The following is a 23983-nucleotide window of genomic DNA, read 5'->3' as shown; positions in this document are numbered from 1 at the left end:
AGCAGGCGCATGTCGTTGCCGACGACGAGCGGGTCGAGGTGCTGGTAGAGGTTGGGGTCGACCTTGATCGCGCTGGCGTGCAGGCCGGCCTTGTGCGCGAACGCCGACGTGCCGACGTACGGCTGGCGCGAGGCCGGCGGGACGTTGGTGACCTCGGCGACGGCGTGGGCGATGCGGGTGGCCTCTCGCAGCAGGCCCTGGGGCAGGACGCTGCGGTCCAGCTTGAGCTCGAGGTTCGCCACGACGGTGACCAGGTCGGCGTTGCCGGTGCGCTCGCCGTAGCCGTTGATGCAGCCCTGCACGTGCGTCGCGCCCGCGGCGACCGCGGCGAGCGAGTTGGCGACCGCGCAGCCGCTGTCGTTGTGCGCGTGGATGCCGACGCGTGCGCCGGTGGTGTCGATGACGTCGAGGACCACGTCGGAGACCCAGTCGGGCAGCATGCCGCCGTTGGTGTCGCACAGCGCGACGACCTCGGCCCCGGCCTCGGCCGCGGTGCGCAGCACCTCGAGCGCGTAGGCCCGGTTGGCCTGGTAGCCGTCGAAGAAGTGCTCGGCGTCTAGGAAGACGGTCTGGCCCTCCTCGCGCAGGTGGGTCACGGTGTCGCGCACCATCGCGAGGTTCTCCTCGAGCGTGGTGCGGAGCGCGAGCTCGACGTGGCGGTCGTGCGACTTCGCGACGAGCGTGACGACGCCCGCACCCGAGTCCCGCAGCGCGGCGACCAGCGGGTCGTCCGCGGCTCGTACGCCGGCCCGCCGGGTGGCGCCGAACGCCGCGAGCCTCGCGTGGGTGAGGTCGAGCTCCTCGCGGGCGCGGCGGAAGAACTCGGTGTCCTTGGGGTTGGCGCCCGGCCAGCCACCCTCGATGTAGCCCACGCCGAGCCCGTCGAGCTGCCGCGCGATGGACAGCTTGTCGGCGACGGAGAGGTTGAGCCCCTCCTGCTGCGCGCCGTCGCGCAGGGTGGTGTCGTAGACGTGGAACGCGCCGTGCAGGTCCATCGGAGGGTCTCTCGGTGTCGGGTGCGAAATGTAAAAGACCTCCTGGGGTGCAGGAGGTCGGCGCGGCGGGGAGTCCCGGCGCGCGCTAGGCAATGATGATCGTGGTGCTGCTCACGAGAGCATCGTGCCACCGATCCCGCCGCCGTGAGACGGATGTCCCACGATCCGGTCGACCCACGCTGTCGGACCCCTGGCGCAGGATGGGGTCGTGGACACCCGGGAGCGCCTCGACGCCGAGCGCCGGCAGGCGCTCGAGCGGCTGGCGAGCCTGTCGGGCGACCACGAGGCGATGGTGGCGGCGTCGCTCGACACCAACGCCGACGACGAGCACGACCCCGAGGGCCACACGATCGCCTTCGAGCGCTCGCAGATCGGCGCCCTGATCCGGCAGGTACGCCACCACGTGGCGGAGGTCGACGCGGCGCTGGCGCGCGTGGAGGCCGGCACCTACGGCACGTGCGAGGGGTGCGGCGCCCCGATCGGCGAGGCCCGGCTCGAGGCGCTGCCGGCGACCCGCACCTGCATCGCCTGCGCGGCCCGCACCCACGGGTGAGGGGGTCGCATGCCCGTGCGGACCCGCGGGTACCCCGGGCGCTCGATCGAGTGACCGGCCACCGGCCGGCTGGGAGGAGCCGGGGTTGGCGAGCAGGTCCGTGCGCGAGACGGCGGAGAAGTGGTTCGGGCACCGGGAGCTGCTGCCCGGGCAGGAGGAGGCGGTCACCACCCTGCTCGACGGGCACGACGTGCTGCTCGTCGCCCCGACCGGGTCGGGGAAGTCGCTGACCTACCAGGTGGCCGGGATCCTGCTCGAGGGTTGCACGGTCGTCGTCTCGCCGCTGCTCGCGCTCCAGCAGGACCAGGTCGCCTCGCTCGAGGAGGCCGGGCTGTCGGCCGCCCGGCTCAGCTCGGTGGAGTCCGAGGGCACCCGCGCCGAGGTGCTGCGCGGCGCGCGCGAGGGCGACGTGCGGTTCCTGCTCCTCTCCCCCGAGCAGCTCGCCAACCCCGAGGTGCTGGCCGAGGTCGCGGAGATCGGTCCGACGCTCGTCGCCGTCGACGAGGCGCACTGCGTCTCGTCGTGGGGCCACGACTTCCGGCCCGACTACCTCCGGCTCGGGGACCTGGTGGCCCGGATCGGCAAGCCGCGGGTCATCGCGATGACCGCGACGGCCGCGCTGCCGACCCAGGAGGACATCGCCGAGCGCCTCGCCCTCCACGACCACCGCACCGTCCTGACCGGCTTCGAGCGCGACAACATCGCGCTCCGGGTCGAGCGGTTCGCCGAGGCGGCCGAGCAGCGCGAACGCGTCCTCGAGCTCGTCGACGAGCTCTCCGGCGAGCCGGGCAGCGGCGTCGTCTACTGCCGCACGCGCGCCGGCGCCGAGGAGTACGCCGATGCCCTCACGCAGCGCGGCCACCGGGCCGCGGCCTACCACGCCGGTCTCCCCCAGCGCCGTCGCACCGAGGTGCACGACCGCTTCATGTCCGGGGACCTGCCGCTCGTGGCGGCCACCTCGGCCTTCGGGATGGGCATCGACAAGCCCGACATCCGGTTCGTCGTGCACGCCGACGTGCCGGAGTCGCCCGACACCTACTACCAGGAGGTCGGCCGCGCGGGGCGCGACCACCTCACCGCCACCGCCGTCCTCGCCTACCGCGCCGAGGACCTCTCGCTCGGCAAGTTCTTCGCGACGCCCGTGCCGAAGCGGGCCGACGTGCGCGCCGTGGCCCGGGCGATCGACGCGGCGGGCACCGACGACCCGCGGGAGGTCAGCGAGCACCTCGACTTCGGCCCCCGCAAGGCCGGACGCCTCGTCAACCTGGTGCGCCTGGCCCGCGAGGCCCACGACCTGCCCGACGACGTCGGGCTGGACCGGCTCGTGGACGCCGTCGTGGACCGGGCCGAGGCGCAGCGCAGGCTCGAGGGGTCCCGGGTCGACATGATGCGCGCCTACGCCGAGACCGACCGGTGCCGCAGTGCGTTCATGCTCGGCTACTTCGGGGCGGAGGTGCGCGACCGGTGCGGCATCTGCGACAACTGCGACAACTGCGTCGAGGGGGTCGCCCCCGACGAGAGCGGGAACTCCGACGCGCCGTACGCCGTCCAGGACGCTGTGCGGCACGAGGAGTTCGGGGTCGGGACCGTCACCGACGTCGAGGACGACCGCCTGACCGTGCTGTTCGAGGACGTGGGCTACCGCACCCTCGGCCTCGACGCGGTCGAGGAGCGCGGCCTGCTCGAGCACGCGTGAGCCACACGGGGCTAGCCTCCGTGCATGTCCTGGTCGTGGGTCGACTCCCGCTCGGCGTACGCCGACGCCACGACCTGGTTCGTCGACACCGCCGGCCTCGTCGGCGGACGGTGGTCGCAGCCCGGGCTCGGCGAGTGGGACGTGCGCAGCCTGGTCGGTCACACCAGCCGGGCGCTGCTGACCGTGGAGTCCTACCTCGACCGCCCCGCGGGGCAGGTCGACGTCGAGTCCGCGCTCGAGTACTTCCGACGGGGCCGCCGAGCGGCCGACGACGCGGCGGTGGCCGAGCGCGGCCGGGCGGCCGGCGAGGCGCTGGGCACCGGCTCCGCGGACGTGGCCGAGGAGGTCGCGGCCATCGCGGACCGCGTGCTCGCCCGGGTGGAGCGGTGCCACGGCGAGGAGGTCGTCACGACCATCGCCGGCGGCATGCGTCTCGTCGACTACCTGCCGACGCGCACCTTCGAGCTGGTGGTCCACACGGCCGACCTCGCCACGGCGCTCGGCGTGCCCGCGGAGCCGCCGCCGCGCCCGGCGGCCCAGGCGCTCGACCTGCTGGCTGGGCTGGCCGTCCAGGAGGGCGTGGCGGCGAGGGTGCTGCGGGCCGCCACCGGCCGGGAGGGACTCCCGGCCGGCTTCTCGGTCCTCTGACCCGGCGCCGGCGGCCGGCTCACGCGGGGCTCACGTGGGGCTCACCTGGTGCCGTCGGGCTCCTCGTCGACGACCTCGGAGTCCAGGAGCAGCGGGTCCTCCGCGAGCGGGTCCTCCTCGACGTGCACCGCGGCCTCCTCGGCGCCGGCGCCCGCGCCGTCGATCCCGACGTCGGTGGCGACGAGGTCCTTCTCGGTGTCGGTGCGCACGCCCTCATCCTCGGCGACGAGGCGCCCGGCGCGCTCACCGCCCTGGCCCTCGACGTCGGCCTGCACGGCCTCCCCGTCGGTGCTGTCCTCGGCGACCAGCGGCGCGAGGTCGCCGCGCTCGGCCTCCTCCTGCGCGACCTCGTAGGGGTCGGGCTCCGGGACCTCCTGGTCGGTGCGCTGCTCGAGCGACTCGCCCTGGCTCTCCTCGAGCGGGGTGTTGCCGTAACCCTGCGCCGCCGACCACTTCTCCGGCGGCGAGTAGCCCTCGTCGAGCGGCTCGGCCAGCCCGCGGTCGTCGACCAGGCTGTCGCCCTCGCCCTGCGGCTGCGTCTCGTCGTCGACGCTGTAGCCGTGGTAGCTCTCGTTGTCGGTCGCGTCCCCGGTGACGTCGACGGCGGGGTCGGTCCCGATCTCGGTGTCGATGTCCGGCTGCTCGGCCATGAGGGTCCTCCTCGTGTCGGTGCTCGTGTCGTTCCTGAGCACGCTACGTACCCCGTTCCGGCGACCTGAACGGCGAACCACGTCACAGCCCGGGGCGTTCACCCGGCGGACGTCCTCCCCGGCACCGGGACGGCCGACCTAGGCTCCGGACATGACGGACTACCAGGTGACGCGGTGGCGCGAGCTGCCGTCGATGGTCACGGCCCGGTCGGGCGAGGAGACGGTGAAGGCCACGCTGGCGGCGCGCTTCCAAGAGGCGATCGACGAGGCGGCCATGCGGCTCGGCGACACCGGCGCGGACGACTACCTCGCCGGGTGGGACCGCTCGCCGTGGACCGCGGCCGACGGCGCCCCCGCCGACGTGCTCGACCGCGTCGTGGCCGAGCTGGAGGCCGACTGGCCCGCCGAGCGGGTCGCCGGCTACCTCGACGGGCTGGCCCGGTGAACCGGCTCGCGGCGCTGCTCGGCGCCGACCGGCCGGTGCTCCTCGACGGTGGCATGGGCACGCTGCTGCAGGACAGCGGCCTCGAGGACGGCGCGCCCGGCGAGCTCTGGAACCTGGAGAACCAGGATGCGGTCCGCGCGGCACACACGGCGTACGCCGACGCGGGATCGCGGATCCTGACGACCAACACCTTCGGTGGCACCCGGCCACGGCTCGACATGCACGGGCTGGGCGACCGGCTCGCCGAGGTGAACCGCAACGCCGCCCGGGTCGCCCGCTCGGTGGCCGAGCCGCACGGGCTGCTGGTGGCCGGCGACCTCGGCCCCACCGGCGAGCTGCTGGCCCCGCTCGGCACGATGACCCCCGAGGAGGCGCAGGCGATCTTCGCCGAGCAGCTCGCCGGGCTGGTCGAGGGCGGCATCGACCTGGTGCTCGTGGAGACGCTCAGCGACCTCGCCGAGGCCGACGCCGCGCTGGCCGCCGCCCGCGACGTCGCGCCGGACCTCCCGGTCGTGGTGACGATGAGCTTCGACACCAACGTGCGCACGATGATGGGCGTCCGTCCCGCTGACGCGGTGGCGCACCTCGCCGCCGCGGGCGTCGACGCCGTGGGCGCGAACTGCGGCCGCGGTCCTGCTGAGATGGAGCTCATCGCCGCCGAGATGGTCGAGGCGCGCACCGGCGACGTGCTCCTGGTGGCGCAGTCCAACGCCGGCCTGCCCCAGGTGGTGGGCGACCACTTCGAGTACGACGCCACTCCCGCCGACCTGGCCGCGCACGCGCAGCGGCTCGCCGGCCTCGGCATCGACCTGGTCGGCGGCTGCTGCGGGTCGACGCCCGCCCACATCGCGGCGATGCGGGCGACGCTGGCGCCCGCCTGAGCCGGCGCGGCTCAGAGCCAGCCGGGCAGGCTCACGTCGGAGAAGGGCGCCGAGTCGTCGGGCGTCCAGTCGGTGCCCTGGGCCGCGACCCCGGCGCCCAGGCCCGAGGCGAGCGCGGCGACGAGCAGGGTGACGAGCAGCCACGGCACGCCGTGACGGGCGAGCGGGTCGACGACGCGGTGGACCGGCGACTGCAGGCGCTCGGACCCGGGCCCCCACCAGGTGCCGAGCGCGAAGGCCGCGCCGATCACGGTCAGTGACGTCGTCATCGACAGCGACGCGGCGAAGCACACCAGGGCGACGGCCACGGCGATGCCGAGGCTCCAGAACAGCAGGAGCACGGTCCCGCCGAGCCCGGCCACGACGTGCCAGGGGGCGGCCAGCACCACCTGGATGCCGTCGTACCACCGGGCGCCGCGGCGGTTGCGGCGAGCGGCCGAGGAGCCGGCGGCGATCGAGCCGGTGCGGAGGACCCAGACGGTCACCGCGATCACGGCGAGCGCGACCCACGGTGCGAAAGCGATGGCGCCGGTGACCACGCCCGCTCCGGCGAGCAGCAGCAGCGAGCGCCGGAGGCGCTCACCGGCGGGCACGCGCTCACGGGCTGCCGGGCCGTACTCGGCCGAGACGTACTCAGTGCTGCCGTCGGGCAGGACGCGGGTCTGGCGCTGGGGGACGGTGTACGCGTCGTGCGCCGGGTCGCGGTCGTCGCGGAAGCCCGGCACGGGCGAGTCCCAGTCGGACGACCAGTGCACCGGCTCGGCGGGAGGGGTGTCGACCTCGGTCGGCGAGCCCTGATGGGCAGCGGCGGCGTAGGGCAGTGTGACCGGGTGAGGGTGGCGCCGCGGCTCGCGCGGCTCGCCCCCGGCGAGGTCTTCGAGCCAGTCGCGCACCTCGTCCAGGGTGGGCCGGTCCTCGGCAGCCGGGGCGAGCGCCTCCTCGACCAGCTCGAGCACCTCGGGGTCGAGACCGGTCAGGTCGTGCTCGCCGCGGCGGACACGGTCCATGATCGCCACCGACGGCCCGCGGCCGAACGGGGCGCGGCCGGTCCCGGCGTACGCCACGGTGGCCGCCCAGGCATGCACGTCGGAGGCGACCGTCGCGTCGTCGCCGTAGAGGATCTCGGGGGCGAGGTAGCCGGGCGTGCCGAGCAGCCAGCCGTTCATGGTGATGCGGGAGTCCTCGGCGACGCGGGCCAGGCCGAAGTCGATGAGGATCGGCGTGCGGCCCTCCATGATGACGTTGGACGGCTTCACGTCGCGGTGCAGCACCCCGACGGAGTGCACCGCCTCGAGCGCCTCGGCCAGGCAGTCGGCGAACCACAACAGGTCCTCGCCGGACAGCGGCCCCTCCTCCTGCACGTGGTCGTGCAGCGAGAGGCCGGGGACGTAGCGGGTCGCGACGAAGGGGATGTCGCCCCACGGGTCGGAGTCCACGATCTCGGCGATCCGGCGGCTGCGGATCCGGCTCAGCGAGCTCACCTCGCGCGCCAGCCGGCGCCGCGCCTCGTCGTCGCCGACCACATGCGGACGCAGCACCTTGATCGCGACCGGCCGCTCCCCAGGCTTCTGGCCGAGGTGGACCACGCCCATGCCGCCCTCGCCGAGGCGGGCGCGCAGGGTGTACCCGCCCACGGTCAGCCCGGCCGGCGGCGCCTCGGGGCGCGGGTACGTCGTCACCCCACGAGGATACGGGCGACGCGCGTCATCGGTCCGATCCCGGCGACACGCGGCGGGGCGCGTTCGGCGACCCCCACGCGGACGGTCTAGGCCACCTGCGAAAGCCGGGTGCTCCGCCGGGGGAACTTCTTTACTCTGGATGGTCACGAGGTGCCGGGTCGCGAAGGCGCCTCCAGCGGGGTGATGACCATGCGGACGAGGCTCTGGGGGCGGGTGGTCCCGGTCGCGCTCACGGTGGCGATCGTCCAGTCGCTGGCGGTCGTCCAGGCGTCCGCGGTCTCCGGCACCGACTACGACACCTTCGGCGCGGTCACCCTGAACGACGTGTCGGGGAGCGGGGCCGAGGTCCCGCACGGCGGCGCTGCGCGCGAGCTCGTCTCGGGGTCGTTCGACACCAGCGCGTTCACGCTCCAGGCTGCCGAAGCCGGCTCTGCCGGCGGCCTCCACGGGTGCCTGACTCCCTCCGGCCCGGTGTACGCCGGTCGCACCGGCTGGGTGCGCTTCGACCCGGGGGTGAGCGGTCGCATCGACGTCGTCGCCGAGACCGCCGGCTACGACTCGGTGCTCGTGGTCCGCTCCGCGGCGGACTCGGGCTGGGGCAGCACCTCGCTGGCGGACGCAGCGACCACGGTCTCCTGCGTCGACGGGGTGCCCGGCGCGGGCGACGAGGCCGCGGCAGGCGTCGCCGTGACCGGCGACCGGGTCTACTTCGTCCAGGTCGGCGGCCGCTGTGCCGGGGGCCCCGAGACGTGCCAGGACGCCGGCACCCCGGGCGGGCCGTCCCGGGTCCGGCTGCGCTTCGCCCCCGCCGACTCCGACGGGGACGGCGTGGCCGACCACCAGGACAACTGCGAGGGACAGGGTTCGCCGGGACGCGTGAGCGCGGACGGCTGCCCCGACGCGGACGCCGACGGCGTCGCGGACGCAGCGGACGCGTGCCCGGACCTCGCCGGGGTGCCCGCCCCCGCCCCCTACAACGGCTGCCCGGACGGCGTACGGCCCCCCGCTCCCGACGCCGGCCCGTCCGTGACGATCCAGAGCCGCACGACGCACGACACCTACAGCACCTCGACGCGCAACGTTGACCTGCTCCTCAACTGGCCGAAGGGCGCGGACTCGGCAGCGATCCGCAACGGCCGCGGCAGGACGCGGGTGCGCGACCTCGCGCGGGTCGTCGGATGGCGCCTCCCGGGCTCCAAGGGCCCGACCGTCCGCGAGGTGCAGGTCCGCTTCAGCGGACCGCGCATCGCGGACGTGGTCGTCACGGACACGATCGTGCTCGACCCGACGTCGCCGGACGTCGAGGCGTCGCTGGTGCTCGAGTCGGCACAGGGGTGGTACGTCGGCGTGAACCTCGAGGACAGCGGCACCGGCGTCCGCTCCGTCAGGCTGCTCGACGAGGACAAGCGACCTCTCGACGACACCCAACGGGTCTGCTCCCTCGACGACTGCGAGGGCGACGTCGACCTCGCGCTGACCGCGACCTCCCGGCGGCCCGCCTACATCGAGGTCGTCGACCCGTCGGGCAACACGACGGTGGTGCCACTCGACCGGACCAGCTCGGCCTCCCGGTGCCCGGGTGGCGAGCCGATCCCCTACAAGTCGTCGTACACCGAGCTGGCCTGCGTCAGGCTCAGGCAGCTGTGCGGCTCGCTCAAGCCGCTCCTCATCTGGTCGGTGTCGAAGACCGTGCGGTGTCGTCTCGTCGGCGGTACGACGTTCCGCGTGGTGCCGCGATGATGCCGCCGCGCCCCACCCGATCGTCCTGACCGTGACGTGGGTGATCGTCGCCGCGCTGGCGCTCGGGGCGCTCGGCCTGCTGGCGGAGATGCTGTGGACCACCCCGCCCGGTGGGATCTCCCCGCGGGGGATCGGCCTCGGCCTGTGCGTCACCCTGCTCGGCGGGGTCGGTGCTGCGGCGCTGATCAGCGTCGACGTCCGGCCCCCACCCGAGCAGCGCGGCATCGGCGTCGTCGTCGAGGGGATCGAGGAGCCGACGGAGCAGCGGGCCTTCGACGCCGGGCTCACCCTGTCGATGGCGGCCGAGGTGGACGAGTGTGGCGAGCCCGTGGACGTCCGGCTCACGCTCGCGCCCACCGCGGAGTTCTGGATCGACAACCGCCGTGACCTCGCCCGCTCCGCGACCGTGCGGTTCGCCATCCCGGACGGGCTGCCCGCGGACGCGGACGTGGGCGAGGTGCTGGACGGGTTGCGTGCCTGGACCGGCAACGGCTTCGCCCCCTTCGCGACCGGTGTGCCGACGGACCCGGTCGACGCGGACCTGGAGCTCACCGCCACAAAGGCTGCGCACGCGGTGTTCGTGGAGGTCGACGTCCCGAGGTGGGGCGAGGTCCTCACTCCCCTGACCCTGCGCTTCCGGGCCGACTGGACCAGCGGGCGATCGGTGCTCGAGGGCTGCTACGTCACCCTGCCGGCGGTGGCCGGACTGCCCACGGTGCTCAGCACGGCCCAGCTCACCGGGGACGCCTACGCGCGAGACACCGAGGACGACGACGGCACCGTCGGGGTGTTCGTGGTCGTCTCGGAGGAGGCCGGTCTCGAGGCCGGCTACGACGCGAAGCTCGAGGTCGCCCGCGGGGTCACCTCGCTCGACCTGGGCGACCACGTCCTCCAGGGAGGCGCGACCTTCCCCGCGCCCGACTCCAACTTCGGCAGCGCACCGGCGTGGACGTGCCGGAGCGCGCTCCCCCGCTCGCTCGACCGGGGGCGGCTCGAGGAGGGCGCGGAGGCCACCGACCTCTACTTCCCCGTCGAGGCGCTCGCCTCCGGGACGATCAGCTTCTCCGCGCGGCAGCAGGAGGCCCTCCTCGCCCAGGGGACCTGCGCCTCCTTCGTGGCCATCGAGGGCGCCTCGGCCGGGACGACGCGCGACCTGGGCCTGATCGTCACCGGCACCGTCATCGCCTTCGGCATCGAGCTGTTCCGCACCGGCGTACGCCGTCGGAGGCGTGAGGCCGCGCCAGCGGGACCACACGTGTCCGGGACGTCGCCCTGACGCGACGCCCCGGAGGGCGACGTCGCGGACACGTGTCCCCTCGGCCGTCCGGCCGATCCGGACGGCCCGCGCCGAGCACTACGGTGTGCGCATGCTCACCCTGGCCCGGTCGCTGTGGCGCCTGCCCGCGCCGCCGGACGCGCGACCGGCGACCCGGTGGGACCACGCGTTCGTGGCGCTCCTCGCGGTGCTCGGCGTGGCGGAGGCCCTGCTGCGCACCGACATGGACGGGCGCTGGCTGTCACTGGCGACGTTCCTGGTGTGGCTGCCGACCGTGCTCGTACGACGGACGCGCCCGCTGCGGATGTCCGCGGTCTTCGCGGCCGTCACGGTGCCGCTGATGATCCTCGCCTGGACGAGCGGGGATCGCGAGCCCGACGACCTCAACACCGCCGTGGTGGGGCTGCTCATCCCGTTCTCCCTCACCCGCTGGGCCCGAGGACGCGACGCCGCGGTCGGCCTCGGCCTGTTCCTCCTGGTCGCCGGGACGTCGCTCGCCACCCAGCCGCTCGCGGCGGGCGACCGGATCGGCGGAGCGGCCGTCGTGGTGGCGGCCGCGGCGGTCGGTGCCGCGCTTCGCTCCCGGTCGATGCTGCGCACGCGCCAGCTCGACGTCGTACGCCAGCAGGAGCGGGAGCGACTGGCGCGCGACCTCCACGACACCGTCGCCCACCACCTCACCGCGATCGCGATCAGCGCCCAAGCCGGCCTCGCGGTCGCCGACGCGAAGCCGGAGGCGGCGCGCGACGCGCTGCGCCGGATCGACGAGGAGGCCACCCGCACGCTCGCCGAGACGCGGAAGGTGGTGCGGATGCTGCGCACCGACGACGACGTCGCCGACCGTCCGCTCAACGACCTCGCCGGCATCGCCACACCGGGCGGCGCCGGGCCACGCGTCGAGGTGCACGTCGCCGACGGGCTCGACGACCTCTCCCCCACCGTCGCCGCCGCCGTGCAGCGGATCGCGCAGGAGGCGGTCGCCAACGCGCGTCGTCATGCCGAGGGCGCGACGACGGTCAGCGTCCACGTGGACCGGCAGCACGACGACGTCCGGCTCGTCGTGAGCGACGACGGTCGTGCGCTCACGCGGTCCGGACAGGGCTTCGGCATCGTCGGCATGACCGAGCGGGCCACGCTCCTGGGCGGCACTTTGGTCGCTGGGCCGGCACCGGGCGGCTGGTGCGTGACGGCGACCCTGCCGGCGGAGGAGCGCCGGTGAGCCTGCGCGTGCTCGTCGCCGACGACCAGGAGATCGTCCGCACCGGCCTGGCCATGATCCTCGGCGCCCGGGAGGGCATCGAGGTGGTCGCCACCGCCGTCGACGGACAGGACGCCGTCGACCAGGCGCGCGCCCTCCGGCCCGACGTCTGCCTGCTCGACATCCGGATGCCGCGGCTCAACGGCATCGAGGCCACCCGCGCCCTGGCCGGACCGGACGTGCCGGACCCCATGGCGGTCGTGGTCGTGACGACCTTCGACCTCGACGAGTACGTCTACGGCGCCCTGCTGGCGGGCGCGCGGGGGTTCCTGCTCAAGGACTGCGGGCCCGAGCTCCTCACCCACGCCGTGCGCGCGGCCGCCGACGGCGGGTCGCTCATCGCGCCGTCGGTCACCACGCGCCTGCTCCGGACGTACGCCGATCGCGACGCCCCGTCGCAGCCCACCTCGCCGTTGACGGGGCGGGAGGAGCAGGTGCTGCTCGCCGTCGCCCGCGGTCTCACCAACCACGAGGTGGCGGCCGAGCTCTACATCTCGCTGAGCACCGTGAAGACCCACCTGGGTGCCCTGATGGGCAAGCTGGGCGCCCGGAACCGGGTGGAGCTGGCGCTGTGGGCCTATCAGACCCGGCGCCTCGACTGACGCGACTGGCTGCGGCGCACCAGCCACTCCGCCACGGCGAGGTTGAGCACCCACGCGAACGCCATCCCGCTCGCCTTGAGGGTGCCGCCGGGCTGGTCGACGACGAGCACCATCGGCCCGAGGACCAGGGCTTGCGTGCCGGCGCCCTGCCCGACGGCGTACGCCCTCGCCATCCAGCGCTGGTGCGTGCGCACGTCCCGGCGCCGGATCGCCATCAGACCGAGCACCAGTCCGGCCAGCATGAGCGAGCCGAAGAGCAGCCGGATCCACATGAGCGCGGTGTTGTCGTGGGCGGGCAGCTCGGCGAACGCCGCCATCCACATGCCGCTGAGCGCGGCGGCCAGCCCCGCCGGGACGAGCACCCGTCCGCTCCAGCGGTGCCACCCCGGACGGCGCCGCCGGAACGACGGCATGAACTGGAAGGCGCCGAGCACGCAGAAGGTGGTCGCGCCGACGATGTGGACGATGATCGGAGCCGGCAGGTCGAAGAAGCGGGCATTCTCCTCCGTGCGGCCCGAGGACAGGTCGACGAGCCGGGCGGCGCCGGCCGCGACGGGGACGAAGGTCAGCGCGAGCAGGCTCGCCGGGATCCACCAGTCCCGTCGGGTGCGGGGCGGGGCGGCAGGTCGGAGCGCGGTCGTCGTCATGACCACGAGCCTCGGGGTTCCGCGTCGCGTGCGGATCGGCCCGGAGGCCGGACCGGGTCAGCCGATCGGCCGAGGGCGAGAAGTCGGACACGTGCGGCGGTTCCGGCCCCCAGGTTGCGGGTTCAGGGGCCAGAAGTCGGACACGTGTGGCGGTCCTGGCCCCGGCGGGACGTGGTTTCGAGGCTCGCTGCGCTCGCACCTCAACCACCGATGCGGGGCTGCGCTCGCACCTCAACGACCAAGGGGAGGCTCGGCCGGCTGCGTCGCCTCCAGCGCGGAGATCAGGCTGCGTGCGTCGTACGGGCCGACGTGCCGGGTGTCGCCGATGAAGAACGTCGGCGTGCCGCGCACGCCGCTCGCCTCGGCCGAGGCGACGTCGTGCTCCACGTGGCGGGCGAGGTCCTCGTCGTCGAGGTCGCGCATGAACTGCTCGACGTCGAGGCCGACCTCGGCGGCGTACCCGACGAGGTCCTCGAGCTCGAGCTCGTCCTGGTGCGCGAAGAGCACGCCGTGCATCTCCCAGAAGCGGCCCTGGCGGGCGGCGGCCTCGGCCGCGAGGGCGGCGAGCTCCGCGTGCGGGTGGACCGGGAGCGGCAGGTGGCGGGTGACGTAGCGCAGCCGGTCGCCGAAGTGCTCGCGCAGCTCGTCGCCGACCCCACTCACGCGGGCACAGAAGGGGCACTCGTAGTCGAGGTACTCCACGAGCGTGAGGGGTGCGTCGACCGGGCCCAGGACGTGGTCGCGCGCCGGGTCCACGGGGCGGCTCAGCGTGCGTGGCAGCGCGGCGTCGTCCTGCCCGAGCACCCGGGCGGAGAAGCGGAACGCGGCCCACCCGGCGAGGCTGGCCAGGACCGCGGCGAGCAGCACGCCGACGCGCGCCTGGTCCTGCAGCCGGGTGGACTCGAAGGCCAGGCTGATGATGAGCAGGGACACGGTGAACCCGATGCCCGACAGGGCGCCGCCGGCGAGCGTGTGGCCGAGCCCCACCCCCTGCGGGAGGCGTCCCCAGCCCAGCCGGACGCTCGCCCACGACCCAGCGAAGATGCCGACCGCCTTGCCGACGACCAGGCCGAGCACGATGCCCCACATCAACGTCGAGGCCAGGGCGTCGCCCAGGACGCCGTCGCGGAGGTCGACGCCGGCGTTCGCCAGCGCGAAGACGGGTACGACGACGTGGCTGGTGGGCGCGTGCAACGCCTCCTGCAGCCGCTCGTTGACCGAGATCGCCCGGGTGAGCGAGCGTCGGGCCGCGCGCTGGACGCCGGGCATCGGCGACTGCCGGAACGCCCGGAACCGTCGCGCCGCCTCCTCGACGTCGGACCGGCGCGGGTCGAGCGCGGGGACGAGCAGGCCGCTCAGCATGCCGGCGATCGAGGCGTGCACGCCCGACTCGAGCGTCGCGACCCAGAGGACGAGGACGACGAGGACATACGGCGCCGCCTGCCAGACCCCCGTGCGGTCGAGGACCGCGAGGACGACGAGGCAGCCGGCCGCGACCGCCAAGGACCCCATCGACAGGTCGTCGGAGTAGACGATGCCGATCACGCTGACCGCGACGATGTCGTCGATGACCGTGAGGGTGAGCAGGAAGATCCGCAGCTGCGTGGACACCGACGGGCCGACGAGCGCCATCACGCCGAGGAGGAACGCGGTGTCGGTGCCGATCACCGCACCCCAGCCGGCCGCCTGCTCACCGGAGGGGTTGAGCGCGAGGAAGATCGCGGCGGGCACGAGCATCCCGGCGATGCCCGCGACGAGCGGGACGACCGCCCGGCTGCGGTCGGTGAGCTCGCCGATCGCGAACTCCTTGCGGACCTCGAGGCCGATCACGAAGAAGAACACGACCATCAGGCCGTCGTTGATCCAGTGGTGCAGGTCCATCGTGAGCCCGCCGTCGCCGAACCTGATCGACATCTCGGTGTGCCACAGGTCGACGTAGGACTGCGACCACGGCGAGTTCGCCCACACCAGGGCGACCACGGACGCCAGCACGAGCAGCCCGGCGGAGGCCGACTCGGTGCTCATGAAGTCGCGCAGGGAGCGCGAGCTCTGCGCCTCGTAGGCCGCCGACCCGACGCAGGTGGACTGGGTGGGGTCGATCTGGTCAGGCGCCGCGCTCACCACTCGAGGCTAGCGGGGCGGCCCATGGGGTTTCGAGGCTCGCGTCGCTCGCACCTCAACCACCAAGGGACGTCAGCAGACCTGGTGCATCCAGCCGAAGGTGTCCTCGCTGCGGCCGAACTGCATGCCGACGAGGGCCTCACGGATCTGCATGGTGAGCTCGGTGCTGGCGGGCGCGGCCGTCACGCCCGAGGGGCTGCGCAGCTCGCCGACAGGGGTCACCACGGCCGCAGTGCCGCAGGCGAAGACCTCGGTGATGTCGCCCGACGCGACGCCGTCGCGCCACTCGTCGATGGAGAACTTCCGCTCCTCGACCGCGTGGCCGAGCTTGCCGGCGAGCTCGATGATCGAGGCGCGGGTGATGCCCTCGAGGATCGTCCCGGTCTCCGGCGTGACGATCCGCCCGTCGCGGTGGACGAAGAAGAGGTTCATCCCGCCGAGCTCCTCGATGTAGCGGAACTCCTGGTCGTCGAGGAACACGACCTGGTCGCAGCCCTTCTCGATCGCCTCGCGCTGCGCCGCCAGCGAGGCGGCGTAGTTGCCGCCGGTCTTGGCCGCACCCATGCCGCCACGGCCCGCGCGGGTGAAGGTCTCGGACAGCCAGAGGTTGACCGGCTTGATGCCACCCTTGAAGTACGCACCGGCGGGCGACGCGATGACCATGAAGGTCACGTGCTGGGCCGGGCGCACGCCGAGGAACGTCTCGGAGGCGAACATGAACGGTCGCAGGTAGAGCGACTTCTCCCCGCCACCAACGCCGGCGTTGTCCGGGACCCAGCGCTGGTCGGCCTCCACCAGCGCGTCGACGCACGCGACGAAGTCGTCGACCGGCAGCTCGGGGAAGGCGAGGCGCTGCGAGGAGCGCACCATGCGCGCGGCGTTCTGCTCGGGCCGGAACGTCCAGATCGAGCCGTCCTCGTGGCGGTAGGCCTTCATGCCCTCGAAGGTCTCCTGGGCGTAGTGCAGCACCGCCGTCGCGGGGTCGAGCGTCAGCGGGCCGTACGGCGTGATGCGGGCGTCGTGCCAGCCCTCCTCCGGCGTCCACTCGACCGTGAGCATGTGGTCGGTGAAGTACGTCCCGAAGCCGGGGTTCGCGAGGATCTCGGCGAGCCGGGCGTCGTCGACGGGCGTGGGGTTGGCGGTGGTGCTGATCTGCATGGGGTCAACCTACTCAGGTCGGGCTCAGAGGCGGGAGGCGATGGCGTCGCCGACCTCGCTCGTACGACGGCTCGTGCCGGGCGCCCGCTCGGCGAGGTCGGCCAGCACCGCAGCCTCGATCGCGGCCGCGGCGTCGGCGTGGCCGAGGTGGTCGAGCAGCAGCGCGCCGGACAGGATGGCGGCGGTCGGGTCGGCCTTCTGCTGACCGGCGATGTCGGGGGCCGAGCCGTGCACCGGCTCGAACATCGAGGGGGCCGTCCGGTCGGGGTTGACGTTGCCGGAGGCGGCCAGCCCGATGCCGCCGGTGATGGCGGCGGCGAGGTCGGTGATGATGTCGCCGAAGAGGTTGTCGGTGACGATCACGTCGAAGCGGGCGGGGTCGGTGGACATGAAGATCATGGCCGCGTCGATGTGCATGTAGTCGGTCGTGACGTCCGGGAACTCAGCGCCGACGTCCTCGAAGAGCCGCCACCAGAGCGAGCCGGCGTTGACCAGCACGTTGGTCTTGTGGACCAGCGTCAGCCTCTTGCGCGGCCGCTTCTGCGCCCGGGCGAAGGCGTCGCGGACGACGCGCTCGACGCCGTACGCGGTGTTCACGGAGACCTCGGTGGCCACCTCGGCCGGGGTGCCGACGCGCAGGGCGCCACCGTTGCCGGTGTAGGGGCCCTCGGTGCCCTCCCGGACCACGACGAAGTCGACCTCGCCCTTCTCCAGCACGTGCTCCGCCAGGGGTGAGGTGGAGCCGGGGAACAGGCGCGAGGGACGCAGGTTCACGTAGTGGTCGAGCTCGAAGCGCAGTCGCAGCAGCAGGCCGCGCTCGAGGATCCCGGGCGGGAGGTTCGGGTCGTTGGGCTTGCCGCCGACAGCGCCGAGCAGGATCGCGTCGTGCCCGCGGATCTCCACGAGCACCGAGTCGGGCAGCACCTCGCCGGTCGCGAGGTAGCGCTCGGCGCCGAGGTCGTAGCGCGTCGACTCGAACTTCACCGGGGAGGCGACCTCGAGGACCTTGAGCGCCTCGGCGGTCACCTCGGGGCCGATCCCGTCGCCGGGGATGACGGCGAGGGCCTGGCTCCCGTGGACCGACGACGTGGCCGGTGCGGACGCGGGCTGCTGGGTGTCGGGCATGCGGCGAAGGCTAGTTGTCGTCCGGACGCTGGCCGCTGCCGTCTCGCAGGTCAAGCGCGGTCTGGACGGCGACCGCGGTGTTCTCGGCGCTGCGGGCGTTGTCGGGGTCGTGGGCGGCGGGACCCCACGAGTCGGGATACATGTCGTACATCGGTCTCACTCCTGTGTGCGGTGCCTGGTCGGTGGGTCATCGGGTGTGCTGTCCGAAGCCACCGACACCGCAGCGGGTGAGGGAGCAGGGGTACGGGGATCGCCCGGGCCCGGCTGCCGGCCGACGAGCGTGCGGATCGCGCAAGGACTGCGTGGACCCGCCACGGAGGCGACGGCTTCGAACTCAGAGATGGATCTCTGGGCGAAAGGCCGGGCGGCGGAACCTCGTCAACGCCGAACACCGCGACGAGGTGGCCTCTCTGTCAGGCCTCGCCGCGGCAGTCGATAAGTACGAAGACGCTCCGCATGGTGGGACGACTGTACGACCGTCCGCGGGCCGTCCGCACCCGGTTTGCGAAACGTGTCAGATCGTGAGATGTCGGACCGCCCCCTGAGACCTGCGCGGGACTGGTGACAGACTCGGCGACCTCATGTCTGCTCCCCCCGATCTTCCCGACATCGTCTCGCGCGCCTTCGACGTGTGCCGCCAGGCCGGCTACGTCGCGTTCTGCCGCAACGAGACCGGCCGCCTGCTCGCCACCCTCGCCGCCACGAGGGGCGGCACGATGGCGGAGTTCGGCACCGGCTGCGGCGTCGGTACGGCGTGGCTGCGCAGCGGCGTGCGCAACGGGGCGCGGATCCTCACCGCCGAGCTCGACGAGTCCCTGGCCGGTGCGGCGCAGCGGATCTTCGAGGACGACGCGAAGGTCGAGGTCCTCGCGGCGGACTGGAGCGTGCTGCGCGAGCACGGCCCCTTCTCGCTGCTCTTCCTCGACTCCGGCAGCCCGTCGGAGGTCGGCGTCGACCAGGTCATCGACCTCGTCGAGCCGGGCGGGATCGTGGTGCTCGACGACTTCGCCCCCTGCGAGTCGTGGCCGCCGATCACCTACGGCCGCGTCGACACGCTGCGGGAGCAGTGGCTCACCGACGAGCGGTTCACCGCCGTCGAGGTCATGGTGGCGACCGACGCCTCCGCGGTCATTGCCACGCGGCGCTGAGCGCTGCCCGCGCGCCACCCGGCGGGCTACTCGGCGTCCGGCGCCAGCACGTCCACGGTGAACCACGGCAGCATCAGCTGCGTCAGCGGGCCGATCGCCAGCGCGTAGACGACCGTGCCGAGGCCGAGCACACCCCCGAGCAGCAGGCCGATCACCACGACGGCGACCTCGAGCCCGGTGCGCACCAGGCGCAGCGAGAGCCCCGTGCGCCGCGCCAGGCCGGTCATCAGGCCGTCCCGCGGCCCGCGGCCGAGCTGCGCGCCGATGTAGAGAGCGCTGGCGAGCCCGCAGAGCGCGACGCCGCCGACCATCAGGGCGATGCGCGCCCACAGGGCGTCCGGCTGGTCCACCACGGCGAGCGTGGCGTCGGCGGAGAGCCCGACGACGACCGCGTTGCTGATGGTGCCGAGGCCGGGCATCTCCCGCAGCGGGATCCACAGGACGAGCACGACGAAGCTGAACAGCACGACCGCCTGCCCCAGCGTCATCGGGACGTGGCGGATGAAGCCGGAGTGGAGCACGTCCCACGGCGCGAGGCCCAGGGCCCCGCGGACCATGAGCGCCAGCGAGACGCCGTACAGGAACAGCCCGACGTAGAGCTGCGGCAGGCGACGGGCGAGCCGGCCCGCGCGCAGCTGGGCGAGCGGGCCGAGGTCGACGAGGACCCCGCGGGGGGCGGTGCTTCCGGTGGAGACGGCTCTGCTCATGGATTCCAGTCTGGCCTCAATTGGCCTTGTCGTACATGGCCAATCATGGGACAGTGGCCTGCATGACCCGCCTCGTCAGCGCCCAGCGCGTGGCCACTCTCGTGGGCGACTTCCCGCGCTCCCCCGCCTACCTGGGCCTGGCCGAGAGCCTGCGGGTGCTCATCGGCGACGGCCGCATCGGTCTCGACGTCCGCCTGCCCAGCGAGCGCGAGCTCACCGCGGCGCTCGACGTCTCCCGGGCCACCGTCACGCGCGCCTACGACGTGCTCCGCGAGAGCGGGTACGCCGAGGCCCGGCGCGGGTCGGGCACCTTCACCCGCGTGCCGGGCGGGCGTCGTCGCGCCCACGACCGGGCGCTGATGCCGGGGCTCGGTGGCGACGACGTCATCGACCTGAACTGTGCCGCCCACTCCGCGCCCCCCGGGCTGGTCGAGGCCTACCAGCGCGCGACCGAGGAGCTGCCCGCCTACCTCGGCGGCCCGGGCTACTTCCCGCTCGGGGTCCCGGCGCTGCAGGCGCGCATCGCGGCGGCGTACGACGCCCGCGGGGTGCCCACCGCACCGGAGCAGGTCATGGTGACGGCCGGCGCGCTGGCCGCAGCGTCGATCGTGGCGCAGGCGTTCACCGCCCCCGGCGAGCGGGTGGTGGTCGAGTCGCCGACCTACCCCAACGCCACCCAGGCCGTGCGGCACGCCGGGGCGCGGCTGGTGCCGGCGACCGTCGACCCCGACGGCTGGGACCTCGAAGCACTCGCCGCGACGCTGCGGCAGACCTCCCCGCGGCTGGCGTACCTCATCCCCGACTTCCAGAACCCGACCGGACACCTGATGTCCGACGCGGAGCGCGAGGAGCTGGCCGCGGCCCTGGCCCGCACGCGGACCGTCGCCGTCGCCGACGAGGCCCACCAGGCGCTGGCGCTGCGACCGGGCCTCGCGGAGGAGATGCCGCGGCCGCTCGCCTTCCACTCCCCCGACACGATCACCATCGGCAGCGCGAGCAAGTCCTACTGGGGTGGCCTGCGGCTCGGCTGGGTGCGCGCCCCGATGGCCGACATGGATCGGCTGCTTCAGGCCCGGATCGGCCTGGACCTCGGTGCCCCGGTCTTCGAGCAGCTCGTCCTCGCCGACCTGATGGAGCGCGCCGACGAGGTGCTGCCGGTCCACCGCGCACGCCTGCTCGCCGGCCGCGACGCGCTGGTCGGTGCCGTCGGCGAGCACCTCCCCGACTGGGATTTCCGGGTGCCGGACGGTGGGCTCGCGCTGTGGTGCGAGCTGCCCGCGCCGCTGGGGACGGCACTCACCGAGGAGGCCGCCCGGCACGGCGTCGTGGTGGCGCCCGGGCCGGTGTTCGCGGTCGAGGGCGGGCTGGACCGCTTCGTCCGCATCCCGTGGACGGCCGACCCCGACCAGCTGGTGGCGGCCACCCGTCGCCTCGCCGCTGCATGGGAAGTCGTCGCGGCGCACGGTGGACCTCGTCCGGGCCGACCGAGCCGCGTCCTCGTCGCCTGACGCGCCCCCGTACGGGACGAGCCCGCCCCCGCCGGGGCGGGGACGGGCTCGACGCGAGGTGCGGCGTTCAGCCGCGCGTCAGGACAGGTCGACCGCGCGCACCGAGTCGGCCTTGATGGCCTCCTCGATCTCGGCGAGGGTGCTGCCCGGGATCGCCGAGTCGACGCTGAGCGCGACCAGGGCCGCGCCGCCCTTGTCCTGGCGGGAGACCTGCATGCCGGCGATGTTGACCGCGGCGTCGCCGAGGATCCCGCCCACCGTGCCGACCATGCCCGGTCGGTCCTCGTAGGTGAGGAACGCCAGGTGGGTGGTGGGCTCGAGGTCGACGTCGAAGCCGTTGACCTCGACCAGTCGCTCCTTCTGCGCGATGCCGACGAGGGTGCCGCTGACCGACACCTGCGTGCCGTCGGCGAGGGTCCCGCGGATGGTGATGAGGTTGCGGTGGTCCGGGCTCTCGGCCTCGGTCACCAGGCGCACCTCGGTGCCCCGCTCGGCGGCGAGGAGCGGCGCGTTCACGTAGGAGACCTGCTCCTCGACGATGTCGGCGAAGACGCCCTTGAGCGCGGCCAGCTCGAGGACCTTGACGTCGAACTCGGTGATCTCGCCGCGCACCTCGACGTCGATCTGCTGGGCGACCTCGCCGGCGAGGGCGGTGAACACCCGGCCGAGCTTCTCGGTCAGCGGGATGCCGGGGCGGACGTCCTCGGCGATCACGCCGCCCTGGACGTTGACCGCGTCGGGGACGAGCTCGCCGCTCAGGGCGAGGCGCACCGAGCGGGCCACCGCGATGCCGGCCTTCTCCTGCGCCTCGTCGGTGGAGGCGCCGAGGTGCGGGGTGGCGACGACGTTCTCCAGCTCGAAGAGCGGGCTGTCGGTGCACGGCTCGCTGGCGAACACGTCGAGGCCGGCGGCGGCGATCTGGCCGGTCTTGAGCGCGTCGAAGAGGGCGGCCTCGTCGACGATGCCGCCGCGCGCGGCGTTGACCAGCACCAGGCTCTGCTTGGCGCGGGCGAGCTGGTCGGCGCCGATCAGCCCGACGGTCTCCGGCGTCTTGGGGAGGTGCACGCTCATGAAGTCGGACTCGCCCAGCAGCGTGTCGAGGTCCACCAGCCGCACGCCCATCTGGGCGGCGCGGCCCGCCTGGACGTACGGGTCGTAGGCGATGACCTTCATGCCGAACGCGCTCAGCCGCTGCGCGACGAGGACGCCGATGCGGCCGAGGCCGACGATGCCGACGGTCTTCTCGTAGAGCTCGATGCCGGTGTACTTCGAGCGCTTCCACTCGCCGTTGCGCAGCGCCGCGTGGGCCGGGCTGATGTGGCGGGCGGCGGCCAGCATGAGGGCGACCGCGAGCTCGGCCGCGCTGACGATGTTGGAGGTCGGGGCGTTCACGACCATGACGCCGGCCTGGGTAGCGGCCTTGACGTCGACGTTGTCCAGGCCGACACCGGCGCGGGCGACGACCTTGAGGCGGTCGGCGGCCGCGAGGGCCTCGGCGTCGACCTTGGTCGCGGAGCGGACCAGGATCGCGTCGACGTCGGCGATCGCGGGCAGCAGCTCGGCGCGGTCGGCGCCGTTGCAGGTGCGGATCTCGAAGTCCGGGCCGAGCGCCTCGATCGTGGCGGGGCTCAGCTCTTCGGCGATGAGTACGACAGGCTTGGCAGGTGTGCTCACAGCGGGGTCCTCGTGGTGGTTCAAGGGTGGGTGCGGGACTGCACGACGCTGTGCTCCGCCCACCCTACCCGCGGGCCCCTGCCCGGTGGGAACCGTCCCAGAGTTCAGCACGCCCCGGGTGTCGGTGGCCGCTCCTAGGATGCGGCCATGGGCGCGATGGACGACGCGGAGCGGCTCGAACCGGTCACCGTCGAGGAGTGGAGCGCCTGGCTGCGCGACCATCACGCCCAGCCCCAGGGCGTCTGGCTGGTGAGCCCCCGCAAGGCCGCCGAGCGGCCGTTCTCCTACGAGGAGGCGGTGCTGGAGGCGCTGCGCTACGGCTGGGTCGATGCGACCGTGCGGCCCGTCGACGACCACCGCGCGATGCAGTGGTTCGCCCCGCGCCGCCGCAGCAGCATGTGGACGCGCATCAACAAGGGCCGGGTCGCCCGCCTCGAGGCGGCCGGGCTGATGGAGCCGGCCGGCGCGGCGGCGGTGGCCGTCGCCCGGGAGACGGGCATGTGGACCCTGATGGACGACGTCGAGGACTGCGTGGTCCCCGACGACCTCGCCGAGGCGTTCGACCGCCATCCGGGGTCGCGCGAGCACTGGGAGTCGTGGTCGCCGTCGGCGCAGAAGCTGATCCTGACGTGGATCGTGCTGGCCAAGCGCCCCGAGACCCGCGCCACGCGCGTGCAGACCACGGCCGAGAAGGCAGCTCGCGGGGAGAAGGCGCGGTGACCTCTCCGCCCCACGGGTGCCTCAGATGGAGCAGCCGTCCGGGCCGCAAGCCTCCGCGCCGTCGCCGCTCGCCAGGACCTCGATCTTCGGGTGTGCCTCCGACCAGGCTCGCTCGAGCACCTGCGTGAAGACCTCGGTCGGCTGCGCTCCTGAGACGCCGTACTTCTGGTCGATGACGAAGAACGGCACGCCCGTGGCGCCGTAGGCCTGGGCCTGCTCCATGTCGGCCCAGACCTCCTTCTCGAACTCGCGCGAGCCGAGGACCTCGTCCACCCGCGCCGCGTCGAGCCCCGCGTCCACGGCCACCTCGCGCAGCACTGCGTGGTCGGCGAGGTTGCGGGCATGGGTGAAGTACGCCGCCAGCAGCGCCTCCTTGACGCGGCCCTGCAGCCCGTTGCCACCCTGCTCGTGGGCGAGGTGGATCACTCGGTGCGCGTCGACGGTGTTGAGGTGCAGCGTCTCGGACAGCCGGTAGACCAGCCCCTCCTCCGCCGCGACGGCCTCGACGCGCTCCTGCATCTGCTGCGCACCGTCGGGCGACTGGCCGTACTTGCGGGCGAGCATGGACGCGGTGCTCTCGGTCGGCTCGGTCGGCGCGCCGGGGTCGAGCTGGAAGGAGCGCCAGTGCACCTCCACCTCGTCGGCGTGGCCGAGCCCGGCCAGCGCGCTCTCGATGCGGCGCTTGCCGATGTAGCACCAGGGACACACGACGTCGGACCAGATCTCGATCAACACGTCCGGCCCAACACCGG

22 protein-coding genes and 1 pseudogene are annotated in these 23983 nt (G+C 73.6%); 12 read left to right on the top strand and 11 right to left on the bottom strand.

Annotated features, from left to right (window positions below; all coding sequences use genetic code 11):
• A pseudogene (locus Q9S36_RS39100) lies at nucleotides 1-995 on the bottom strand (citramalate synthase); the annotation flags it as partial.
• A 208-nt stretch (nucleotides 996-1203) separates the two neighbouring features.
• Here Q9S36_RS39100 and Q9S36_RS39095 point away from each other — a divergent pair.
• The 3 genes from Q9S36_RS39095 (at nucleotide 1204) to Q9S36_RS39085 (ending at nucleotide 3892) form a co-directional block, all read left to right on the top strand.
• A complete protein-coding gene (locus Q9S36_RS39095) occupies nucleotides 1204-1548 on the top strand; it encodes a TraR/DksA C4-type zinc finger protein (protein WP_311290166.1) in 345 nt (114 codons plus the stop codon).
• A gap of 85 nt (nucleotides 1549-1633) precedes the next feature.
• Nucleotides 1634-3244 (top strand): RecQ family ATP-dependent DNA helicase, encoded by a 1611-nt coding sequence (locus Q9S36_RS39090; RefSeq protein WP_311290165.1) that lies wholly within the window; start codon nucleotides 1634-1636, stop codon nucleotides 3242-3244.
• A gap of 24 nt (nucleotides 3245-3268) precedes the next feature.
• Entirely contained in the window at nucleotides 3269-3892 is a 624-nt protein-coding gene (locus Q9S36_RS39085; RefSeq protein WP_311290164.1) for a maleylpyruvate isomerase N-terminal domain-containing protein, read from the top strand.
• Nucleotides 3893-3933: 41 nt separating this feature from the next.
• Here Q9S36_RS39085 and Q9S36_RS39080 read toward each other — a convergent pair whose 3' ends face one another.
• Nucleotides 3934-4542, bottom strand: coding sequence for a DUF5709 domain-containing protein (locus Q9S36_RS39080; RefSeq protein WP_311290163.1), 609 nt, complete (start codon nucleotides 4540-4542; stop codon nucleotides 3934-3936).
• Between the two features lie 151 nt (nucleotides 4543-4693).
• Here Q9S36_RS39080 and Q9S36_RS39075 point away from each other — a divergent pair, with 151 nt between their 5' ends.
• On the top strand, nucleotides 4694-4987 hold the full coding sequence (locus Q9S36_RS39075; protein WP_311290162.1) for a virulence factor: 294 nt from the start codon (nucleotides 4694-4696) through the stop codon (nucleotides 4985-4987).
• Complete coding sequence (locus Q9S36_RS39070; protein WP_311290161.1) at nucleotides 4984-5868, top strand: homocysteine S-methyltransferase family protein; 885 nt, start codon at nucleotides 4984-4986, stop codon at nucleotides 5866-5868. Before Q9S36_RS39075 ends, Q9S36_RS39070 begins: the two co-directional genes overlap by 4 nt.
• Nucleotides 5869-5879: 11 nt before the next feature.
• Here the strand turns inward: Q9S36_RS39070 and Q9S36_RS39065 are convergent, their stop codons facing one another.
• Nucleotides 5880-7547, bottom strand: a complete 1668-nt coding sequence (locus tag Q9S36_RS39065; protein ID WP_311290160.1) for a serine/threonine-protein kinase — start codon at nucleotides 7545-7547, stop codon at nucleotides 5880-5882.
• 150 nt (nucleotides 7548-7697) lie between these two features.
• On the opposite strand from Q9S36_RS39065, the gene Q9S36_RS39060 reads away from it, so the two are divergent.
• The 4 genes from Q9S36_RS39060 (at nucleotide 7698) to Q9S36_RS39045 (ending at nucleotide 12423) form a co-directional block, all read left to right on the top strand.
• Nucleotides 7698-9287: a hypothetical protein gene (locus tag Q9S36_RS39060; RefSeq protein WP_311290159.1), complete on the top strand. Its 1590-nt coding sequence runs from the start codon at nucleotides 7698-7700 to the stop codon at nucleotides 9285-9287.
• Between the two features lie 31 nt (nucleotides 9288-9318).
• Complete coding sequence (locus Q9S36_RS39055) at nucleotides 9319-10563, top strand: hypothetical protein (RefSeq protein ID WP_311290158.1); 1245 nt, start codon at nucleotides 9319-9321, stop codon at nucleotides 10561-10563.
• A 91-nt stretch (nucleotides 10564-10654) separates the two neighbouring features.
• Nucleotides 10655-11782 carry a histidine kinase gene (locus Q9S36_RS39050; RefSeq protein ID WP_311290157.1) on the top strand — a complete coding sequence of 376 codons (1128 nt, stop codon included), beginning with the start codon at nucleotides 10655-10657 and terminating at the stop codon, nucleotides 11780-11782.
• Nucleotides 11779-12423: a response regulator transcription factor gene (locus Q9S36_RS39045; protein ID WP_311290156.1), complete on the top strand. Its 645-nt coding sequence runs from the start codon at nucleotides 11779-11781 to the stop codon at nucleotides 12421-12423. Before Q9S36_RS39050 ends, Q9S36_RS39045 begins: the two co-directional genes overlap by 4 nt.
• On the opposite strand, the gene Q9S36_RS39040 is transcribed toward Q9S36_RS39045, so the two are convergent.
• The 5 genes from Q9S36_RS39040 to Q9S36_RS39020 form a co-directional block, all read right to left on the bottom strand.
• Entirely contained in the window at nucleotides 12402-13070 is a 669-nt protein-coding gene (locus tag Q9S36_RS39040; protein ID WP_311290155.1) for a DUF2306 domain-containing protein, read from the bottom strand. The genes Q9S36_RS39045 and Q9S36_RS39040 overlap by 22 nt on opposite strands.
• Nucleotides 13071-13301: 231 nt before the next feature.
• Complete coding sequence (gene nhaA / locus Q9S36_RS39035) at nucleotides 13302-15095, bottom strand: Na+/H+ antiporter NhaA (protein ID WP_396653931.1); 1794 nt, start codon at nucleotides 15093-15095, stop codon at nucleotides 13302-13304.
• A 168-nt stretch (nucleotides 15096-15263) separates the two neighbouring features.
• On the bottom strand, nucleotides 15264-16349 hold the full coding sequence (locus tag Q9S36_RS39030; protein ID WP_311290153.1) for a branched-chain amino acid aminotransferase: 1086 nt from the start codon (nucleotides 16347-16349) through the stop codon (nucleotides 15264-15266).
• 24 nt (nucleotides 16350-16373) lie between these two features.
• Entirely contained in the window at nucleotides 16374-17474 is a 1101-nt protein-coding gene (locus tag Q9S36_RS39025; protein WP_311290152.1) for a 3-isopropylmalate dehydrogenase, read from the bottom strand.
• Between the two features lie 10 nt (nucleotides 17475-17484).
• Entirely contained in the window at nucleotides 17485-17625 is a 141-nt protein-coding gene (locus Q9S36_RS39020; RefSeq protein ID WP_311290151.1) for a hypothetical protein, read from the bottom strand.
• 430 nt (nucleotides 17626-18055) lie between these two features.
• On the opposite strand from Q9S36_RS39020, the gene Q9S36_RS39015 reads away from it, so the two are divergent.
• Nucleotides 18056-18622 carry a class I SAM-dependent methyltransferase gene (locus tag Q9S36_RS39015; protein WP_311290150.1) on the top strand — a complete coding sequence of 189 codons (567 nt, stop codon included), beginning with the start codon at nucleotides 18056-18058 and terminating at the stop codon, nucleotides 18620-18622.
• A gap of 26 nt (nucleotides 18623-18648) precedes the next feature.
• Here Q9S36_RS39015 and Q9S36_RS39010 read toward each other — a convergent pair whose 3' ends face one another.
• Nucleotides 18649-19329 carry a hypothetical protein gene (locus tag Q9S36_RS39010; protein WP_311290149.1) on the bottom strand — a complete coding sequence of 227 codons (681 nt, stop codon included), beginning with the start codon at nucleotides 19327-19329 and terminating at the stop codon, nucleotides 18649-18651.
• A gap of 62 nt (nucleotides 19330-19391) precedes the next feature.
• Between Q9S36_RS39010 and Q9S36_RS39005 the strand changes: the two genes are divergently transcribed.
• On the top strand, nucleotides 19392-20837 hold the full coding sequence (locus Q9S36_RS39005; protein ID WP_311290148.1) for a PLP-dependent aminotransferase family protein: 1446 nt from the start codon (nucleotides 19392-19394) through the stop codon (nucleotides 20835-20837).
• 78 nt (nucleotides 20838-20915) lie between these two features.
• Here Q9S36_RS39005 and serA read toward each other — a convergent pair whose 3' ends face one another.
• Nucleotides 20916-22511, bottom strand: a complete 1596-nt coding sequence (serA, locus tag Q9S36_RS39000) for a phosphoglycerate dehydrogenase (protein WP_311290147.1) — start codon at nucleotides 22509-22511, stop codon at nucleotides 20916-20918.
• 147 nt (nucleotides 22512-22658) lie between these two features.
• On the opposite strand from serA, the gene Q9S36_RS38995 reads away from it, so the two are divergent.
• Nucleotides 22659-23231, top strand: coding sequence for a YdeI/OmpD-associated family protein (locus Q9S36_RS38995; protein ID WP_311290146.1), 573 nt, complete (start codon nucleotides 22659-22661; stop codon nucleotides 23229-23231).
• A gap of 21 nt (nucleotides 23232-23252) precedes the next feature.
• Here Q9S36_RS38995 and Q9S36_RS38990 read toward each other — a convergent pair whose 3' ends face one another.
• The gene (locus Q9S36_RS38990) at nucleotides 23253-23966 is read right to left on the bottom strand and encodes a DsbA family oxidoreductase (protein ID WP_311290145.1); all 714 of its coding nucleotides are present in this window, start codon (nucleotides 23964-23966) and stop codon (nucleotides 23253-23255) included.
• Between the last annotated feature and the right edge of the window lie 17 nt (nucleotides 23967-23983).

This window comes from Microbacterium sp. ARD31 (assembly GCF_031844425.1).
The sequence above is the reverse complement of the archived record's forward strand: the minus strand, read 5'-3'. Positions and strand labels throughout refer to the sequence as shown.

Bases quoted from the DNA above. Each gene is read 5' to 3' on its own strand.
- Q9S36_RS38995 (WP_311290146.1), top strand. From the start codon at position 22,659: ATGGGCGCGATGGACGACGCGGAGCGGCTCGAACCGGTCACCGTCGAG.
- Q9S36_RS39040 (WP_311290155.1), bottom strand. From the start codon at position 13,070: ATGACGACGACCGCGCTCCGACCTGCCGCCCCGCCCCGCACCCGACGG.
- Q9S36_RS39030 (WP_311290153.1), bottom strand. From the start codon at position 16,349: ATGCAGATCAGCACCACCGCCAACCCCACGCCCGTCGACGACGCCCGG.
- Q9S36_RS39050 (WP_311290157.1), top strand. From the start codon at position 10,655: ATGCTCACCCTGGCCCGGTCGCTGTGGCGCCTGCCCGCGCCGCCGGAC.
- Q9S36_RS39015 (WP_311290150.1), top strand. From the start codon at position 18,056: ATGTCTGCTCCCCCCGATCTTCCCGACATCGTCTCGCGCGCCTTCGAC.
- Q9S36_RS39010 (WP_311290149.1), bottom strand. From the start codon at position 19,329: ATGAGCAGAGCCGTCTCCACCGGAAGCACCGCCCCCCGCGGGGTCCTC.
- Q9S36_RS39025 (WP_311290152.1), bottom strand. From the start codon at position 17,474: ATGCCCGACACCCAGCAGCCCGCGTCCGCACCGGCCACGTCGTCGGTC.
- Q9S36_RS39085 (WP_311290164.1), top strand. From the start codon at position 3,269: ATGTCCTGGTCGTGGGTCGACTCCCGCTCGGCGTACGCCGACGCCACG.
- Q9S36_RS39080 (WP_311290163.1), bottom strand. From the start codon at position 4,542: ATGGCCGAGCAGCCGGACATCGACACCGAGATCGGGACCGACCCCGCC.
- Q9S36_RS39020 (WP_311290151.1), bottom strand. From the start codon at position 17,625: ATGTACGACATGTATCCCGACTCGTGGGGTCCCGCCGCCCACGACCCC.
- Q9S36_RS39075 (WP_311290162.1), top strand. From the start codon at position 4,694: ATGACGGACTACCAGGTGACGCGGTGGCGCGAGCTGCCGTCGATGGTC.
- Q9S36_RS39005 (WP_311290148.1), top strand. From the start codon at position 19,392: ATGACCCGCCTCGTCAGCGCCCAGCGCGTGGCCACTCTCGTGGGCGAC.
- nhaA (WP_396653931.1), bottom strand. From the start codon at position 15,095: ATGAGCACCGAGTCGGCCTCCGCCGGGCTGCTCGTGCTGGCGTCCGTG.